Source organism: Pseudoalteromonas sp. SG41-1, from assembly GCF_014164575.1.
GTDB lineage: Bacteria > Pseudomonadota > Gammaproteobacteria > Enterobacterales > Alteromonadaceae > Pseudoalteromonas > Pseudoalteromonas rhizosphaerae.
In genome coordinates this window covers 1-6,209 of sequence record NZ_JACJFL010000086.1, presented here as the reverse complement: position 1 = coordinate 6,209, position 6,209 = coordinate 1, and the positions used below count along the sequence as shown (strand labels likewise).

At 31.6% G+C, this 6,209-nt stretch carries 9 protein-coding genes; 4 read left to right on the top strand and 5 right to left on the bottom strand.

Annotated elements, in window-relative coordinates; genetic code table 11:
* Window positions 1-82 precede the first annotated feature (82 nt).
* Both H5203_RS22185 and H5203_RS22180 read left to right on the top strand, forming a co-directional pair.
* Window positions 83-490 (top strand): hypothetical protein, encoded by a 408-nt coding sequence (locus tag H5203_RS22185; protein ID WP_182820350.1) that lies wholly within the window; start codon window positions 83-85, stop codon window positions 488-490.
* Window positions 457-696 carry a hypothetical protein gene (locus H5203_RS22180; protein WP_182820349.1) on the top strand — a complete coding sequence of 80 codons (240 nt, stop codon included), beginning with the start codon at window positions 457-459 and terminating at the stop codon, window positions 694-696. Before H5203_RS22185 ends, H5203_RS22180 begins: the two co-directional genes overlap by 34 nt.
* Here the strand turns inward: H5203_RS22180 and H5203_RS22175 are convergent.
* The 3 genes from H5203_RS22175 to H5203_RS22165 are packed head-to-tail and all read right to left on the bottom strand — an operon-like array spanning window position 693 to window position 2,291.
* Entirely contained in the window at window positions 693-1,271 is a 579-nt protein-coding gene (locus tag H5203_RS22175; protein WP_182820348.1) for a hypothetical protein, read from the bottom strand. The two genes, H5203_RS22180 and H5203_RS22175, sit on opposite strands and share 4 nt — an antisense overlap.
* Window positions 1,271-1,996: a hypothetical protein gene (locus H5203_RS22170; RefSeq protein WP_182820347.1), complete on the bottom strand. Its 726-nt coding sequence runs from the start codon at window positions 1,994-1,996 to the stop codon at window positions 1,271-1,273. The genes H5203_RS22175 and H5203_RS22170 overlap by 1 nt, the downstream gene beginning before the upstream one ends.
* Window positions 1,986-2,291, bottom strand: coding sequence for a hypothetical protein (locus H5203_RS22165; protein WP_182820346.1), 306 nt, complete (start codon window positions 2,289-2,291; stop codon window positions 1,986-1,988). Before H5203_RS22165 ends, H5203_RS22170 begins: the two co-directional genes overlap by 11 nt.
* Before the next feature lie 102 nt (window positions 2,292-2,393).
* Here H5203_RS22165 and H5203_RS22160 point away from each other — a divergent pair, with 102 nt between their 5' ends.
* Together H5203_RS22160 and H5203_RS22155 are read left to right on the top strand one after the other, a co-directional pair.
* The gene (locus H5203_RS22160; protein ID WP_182820345.1) at window positions 2,394-2,900 is read left to right on the top strand and encodes a hypothetical protein; all 507 of its coding nucleotides are present in this window, start codon (window positions 2,394-2,396) and stop codon (window positions 2,898-2,900) included.
* 67 nt (window positions 2,901-2,967) lie between these two features.
* Window positions 2,968-3,615 carry a hypothetical protein gene (locus tag H5203_RS22155; protein WP_182820344.1) on the top strand — a complete coding sequence of 216 codons (648 nt, stop codon included), beginning with the start codon at window positions 2,968-2,970 and terminating at the stop codon, window positions 3,613-3,615.
* Here H5203_RS22155 and H5203_RS22150 read toward each other — a convergent pair.
* Together H5203_RS22150 and H5203_RS22145 are read right to left on the bottom strand one after the other, a co-directional pair.
* The gene (locus tag H5203_RS22150; protein ID WP_182820343.1) at window positions 3,612-3,905 is read right to left on the bottom strand and encodes a hypothetical protein; all 294 of its coding nucleotides are present in this window, start codon (window positions 3,903-3,905) and stop codon (window positions 3,612-3,614) included. The genes H5203_RS22155 and H5203_RS22150 overlap by 4 nt on opposite strands.
* Window positions 3,906-3,907: 2 nt before the next feature.
* On the bottom strand, window positions 3,908-6,088 hold the full coding sequence (locus tag H5203_RS22145) for a type IV secretory system conjugative DNA transfer family protein (protein WP_182820342.1): 2,181 nt from the start codon (window positions 6,086-6,088) through the stop codon (window positions 3,908-3,910).
* Between the last annotated feature and the right edge of the window lie 121 nt (window positions 6,089-6,209).

The window sequence follows — 6,209 nt, the reverse complement described above, 5'->3', positions numbered from 1 at the left end:
ATTTACTTTTAAAGTATTGACTATTACTTTTTATATATTATAATATAGTATATAATTAATTAAAAAATAAAAAGGACTTGAAATGGAAAAGATAAATATAAACAACCAAGAAAAAAAGTTATTAAGAGATATAATTAAAACATATAACGATCAATATCTTGGTGATTTATGTAACGTTAAGAATTTCAATAACTTCATGCTAATATTAAACGTTTTTTATAAAGGTAGAGGAAAGGTTAAGAGAACAGAATTAATTAACTTATATAGAGAAAAGGGTAAGTATTCAAATTATATAACAATCATTACATTAGTTAAAAATCAATTAGATAAGTATCATTCAAAAGGTGTTTTAAATCTACAAGAAGAATTTACTTTTAGAGTGCTAGACGAAAAAACTAACACACTAAAAAAAGGAAATAACAAAGAACAAGTTTTCGAATTACAAGGAGAAAAGAAATGGAAACAATTACTACAAATTCATTGCCAGTAAGATTTTTTAGATGGGCTATCGTAGATCCACTTAGACAATTTTCAATGTTATTATTATCATTATCATTTTTTATGTTGATATTATTTGCTTTATATCTTTTAGAAATAACAGGGGTGTTAACTTTTATATTTGGTATTGAGTCAACAGGTCTACAATTCCTATGGGAAGATGTTATATGGTATGGTATTACAGGTAGATGGTATTAATTAATAGCAATTGAGTCGATAGCTATACCGTATCTATTACTAATAACACCATCTTGTTTCAGTATTATCGTTACAGATCGTTTGCTTTGCTGTTTACCTCCAAGACCTTTAATAGTTGTTATGATTTGGAAGTCATACATATATTGTTTATTACCTATCTTTGGTTCTGCTATACCTGTTAAATAAATATCATTAGAAATAACAGAATAGACTAATACAGCTTCTCTTTCGTCTAATGCTTTGTTGTACCTTTCTTTTACTTCTTTATATACTTCAAAACCAAATTCAGTAAAATACTTTTCGCCTTGGTAATTACCATTCAATTCATCTTTAACACTGTAATTCCATATTTCATTAAATGCTTCTTTGATAAATTTCTCTACCGAAGAGGTATTAACAACAGGATCAACACTTAAATTAATCTTCTCAATATAATCAGGAACATCTTCTTTGACAGCTATATAGTTTACTTTGGTAAGCTCATTACTTCCATAAGCGTATTGTAGGTGTATAGCAATCGGAAAGATAAGAGTGATAACTAAAATTAAATAAATCAAGAAACGTGTATAATTCATTAACGTTCCTCCATTCGCATTAATACAATTTCCCATCCTTCACTCTTGGCATACAACGAAACTCTGGCTATCGTGATACTTATGTTTAGTCTTATAGAAGAAATACCTTCTATGCTGTGCTTTTGAAGCACAATAGAGCCTTCATAAGAAATAGCTTTCCTACCCTGATAGCTTCCTTCATTTGATATCGCTAATGGTGTGATTATCTCATTTAACACTTTGCCTTTACTTTCTTTAAGATCACCATTTATTGCTAAATCAAAGAAATCGCTTCTAAATCTTTCGTAGGCGTGGTTAGAGAAGTATCGTGAAAGTGCTGTTTCACGCTTTATATAGTTTATTTTACTTTGATATTCACCAAACTCTTTACCGTATATCTTTTTAACATTTTCTTCGTCTTTCGTTAGATCATTAATATATTGTGCTATTTGATTTTTGAGCACTTCAAACTCTTTTATATCACCAACATTTTTATCAGCATTTAAGTAGTTGTAGGTAAACATTTCTCTTACAGCGTCTTGAAGCCACTGTGTGATTTGTTCTTTATTTCTATACATAAGGTTTGTATCAACCTCTTCAAATAACGCACCTTCTTTGTTAAAGACAACAAAACTGTTATTAGGTGTATACAGGTAATAACTATAAATCAGGCTGTATGTAGGTATTATTATTGCTGTTAGTAGTAATGCCGTAATAATTGACAATAATATGCTTTTACTTTTCATTTCTTTGATACCTTAATGTCTCTTTAATTGTATTTACTCTTTCATGTGTTTGTTTATATTGAACTACCCTACCTTTTAGATTAGTAATATAAATTTTATGATTAGTATTTTTTTGATAAATAACAAACGAGCCAGTTAGGACAAACATCACTGAGATACTTAACAGAAGAATGGTTTTATATAAATTTCTGGTATAGCGCTTGTTTAACGCCTTTGGTGCTATTCTGTCTATTCTTGATAAGATAAGTTCTTTTTTAGAAAAATACTTTTCGCTATCGTATTTCTTTTCTTCCATATTCATTTCTCCCTTAATAAAAAGTTATATCAAAATTATATAATGTCAATTTTGATTTTTATATTTTTTGTGGTATCTAAATTACATATAAGGAGAGCAGATATGAAAAAATATTTAAAAGACAACATTTTTAAAGATCGTTATGAAAAATATTTAATAGAAAAGCGAGCTAATAAAGCAATTAAAAAGAAGCTAACCAAAAAAGAAAGAGCTATGTATTTAGCTTCTTATAAAGCAAAACAGTTAAAAGATACGTTAAGCTTTTTTGATAAAGATGATCTAGAACGTGTGGAAAGCTTTGAAGAAAGTATGACAAGACTAAAACTAACTGAAAGAGACTTAGTTGAAAAACATAATAGTTTTAATAAGCGCTCTATTGTATATCTTTTTTTCTCTGCGATTTTACTGATATTTAATGCTGCTGTATTTTTAGGTAATGAATACAGTATTACATCACCTTCTATCAACCTAATACTATTCAATGTATTTGTTTTAATGCTTTTTTATCAGCAACGTTTTTATTGTTATCAAATACACAAAAGAGAACTTAATAATTTACCTCGTTTCCTTAAAGACTATCAATATCATTTTAGATTTGGCAAAAAATAAATAATATAACTTTGAAAATATCATTTCTATGTTAAACCTTTCTATAGAAAGGGAGAAAAAAAGGAACATGATAAGGTTATTATTTTTATTAATATGTCTTATACCTAACATCGCATTCGCTAACGGTATAGACGCAACATTAACATCAATATATTTACTGGTAAAAGTTGTTATCGTCTTATTAGGCGCATTTCTATCGTTTGGTGGTATAGTTAAGATATACAACAATGTAAGAGATACCAGAAACCCAAAAAATTCAATCGGTGCGGCTTTTGCTACCATCTTTGCTGGTTCTCTTCTACTTAATATCAATAGTAGTATCACCATTATTCAAAACACATTTAACTCAGGGTCATCAGGTTATTGCTTTTATGCTGACAGTGCTAAAAACCCACATAGTAAGCAAGGGTGTTTTAAGGACAGTAATATCATTACAGATCGTTATTTAAGTGAAGTACGTGGTGAAAGTGAAGGCGCTAAATCAAGGCAAAAAGCCATTGAAACAATGCGCTCTGTATTCTCAATCGCTCAATTAATTGGTTTAGCTTACTTTGTGAAGGGTTTATTCAAACTGAAAGAAGTGTCGGAAGGCAATACTAATGACGGTTATGGAAAGGTTTTGATAATGCTTTTTGCTTCTGCGCTGGTTATGGACTTACCACATACTCTTGATACGCTTATAGAAACGATAAAACAATGGCGAAGTAGTGTTTAAACTACTTTCGCCAAATATCTAATCAACTTCTCTTCTTCTTCCCTGTTCTTCAATCTTAGAAATGATTTGTATTGAAGATTGGACTTACATTTTATTGGCTCAATATAGCCCGTAATAATACCCTCACTGGTTTCTATGCTTACAGTAAGGGTTTCGTGTAAGCGTTGTTCTATATACTCTTTATCTTTCGAGAAGCACGTAAAACGAACAAACTTTTTGCCTAACTCAAACACATTGATAATGGTGTTTTTAGACTTACCTTTGATAATGCCATATACATTTAATCTCATAATTAAAACTCCAGATCTAATGGTTCGTGTTCTTCACTTTGTGCGGTTTCCTCTGCTATGTAATCGTCAAAATCTTCATCATCAAAGTCTTCGTCTACTTCACTCTCTGTGATAGCTGATTTTGCTACTATGGTAGGTCTATTAACACGGTAATAAACTGTATTGCTTTGGTATTCACTAATAACCTTTTCGTCTTCTATATCTGCGTCAAAAAGATATTTGATTGTCCCGTCTACCCCACTTTCAGTTAAGCGAATAGCGCTAAACAGTTTATTCAATTCTTGTGAGCTTTCTTTGATTATGGTGTTTTCAACTTTTTGCTCCCACTCGGTTTTACCTTTTTCGTTGAAGTGGTTTTGCATGTTATCTTCCATTTCTTCAAAGCTATTCACATTGCGCTTATATTCTTCGATTTCATTAAACAATGGTGGCTTAACTTCAAGGAAGCTATTAACTCTTGTGATTTTTAGTGGTTTAGGTGCGGCATAAAACATTTTTACGCGCTTAGTATTATCTTTGAAAAGCATATGTGCTTCACCTGCTGCCTGATCTCTTAAATCACGCTCACTGATAATATTTTTCTCACTTATACTTGCGTTATTTGTTGCTTTATAAACAGTATTAAGCCCATTACTGTCTTTCTCAAAACTGCTTTGTTCGATAACCTTTTCTTGACCTGCTGCTGATTGGAATATTTTTAATGTTTCAGTAGGATCTTCAAGCTTCATACATATCTTAATAGCACAGTTCGCAACGATTGAGGCTGCTTCTTCTTCAGAGCCTTTTTTAAATGCTTGATAGTCCTGACCTGCGAATATCATAAAGAAGCCAAGTGAACGTGCTTGGGCTGGCATAACGGCTGCGCCTTCAACAGCGTAGTAGCCGTATTCATCGAATATCGTTAAGTAAGGTGAAGGTGCGTTTGTGGGTTTACTTTCAATTACTTCGTCAACATCACCTTCTACCATAGAGCCAAGCGTTACGGACATCATTTGTTTGATAGAAGAAATGATTATTCTTCCAAGATTTCTTGTGCTTGACGGTGCTTTTTCAAGTGAAGGTAAAAGCACAACTAAGATACGTCTGTTTACTACTACGTCATAAAAATCAATTTCAGCGTTTTGAGTTCGCATCATATGAGCGTAGCTATCACAAAACAGACCAAAAGTTTCTTGAAATTGCATGGTGATATAGCCGTGTTGCTCCGATACTTTCTCACCTTGATTATTACTATCGTTAATAGTGTATGTACCGTCAGCGTTAGCTTTATAGATACAAGAAGGAAGGTTGATAAGATAATTAACTAAACCGTCATGTTTATCTTTGGGAATATCTCTACGGTTAGCAAGATCAATAAGTGTCTGTAATTCAAAGTGCTCTCGAATAACATCAGCATTAAGTTGTAATTCACCTTTGTCTCTTAGATATACAAGAACACGCATAAGTAGTGATACAAAGCTTTGTGCTCTTGATTTCCATATATCTTCTTTACCGCTTAATAGTGAATTAACAAGTTCTGTTAAACTATCGTCTGTACCTGATGAAAAAGGGTTTACAGTATTAGTGATTAACTGATCGCCTAACTCGTCTAACTTAACCGAAGCGGTCATATAGTTGATTAGGTATAAATCGTCTAAACGTCCATAAGCGGCTACAAGGCTGAATACCTTAGCCCACAACCCGTTATCACCTTTACCGTCAATAAAGATAAAACCCGAACACTGATTAAGGCTGTTTGTCGCAATTGACAACAAACTTTCGGTCTTACCAGCTCCAGTTGTACCAAAGATTAAGCAATGTGTTCTAACGTCCGAATTGGTAAACCATATTTCTTTTTTGGTGTCTTTCTCATTACCAAAGAAGGTTATGCCTTGTGGTTTGTCAGGCAAGTCAGTAGCAGGGTGAAGCTCGTTTTCATCCTGATCTTCTTTTGACGTAATAGGTTTTTTGAAAGGTAATGTGTGTTTTGCTTTAAGACTAATACTATATAACAGTAAAGATATAATTATTGTTATTTCAAATATTGCTGGAAATATAAAACCTGCTATCAAAGGTAATGGTAAATATAAAGTTGCGTCCTTAGATTTAAAAAACTTACCTATTTTCTCTGGTGTTGAAGTCATATCTTTACGATATGATTGTTGACTTGTAGTTGTATCTATTCCTTTTAATTCTCTCGCCATCGTTATTCTCCCTGTATAATAACGATGTACCATTTATATTTTTTTAATCAATATTGATATTTATTTTTTATATATTTTATTAAATAGCCAAAACATTTAAAAAGATTTATTAATCTTGCTG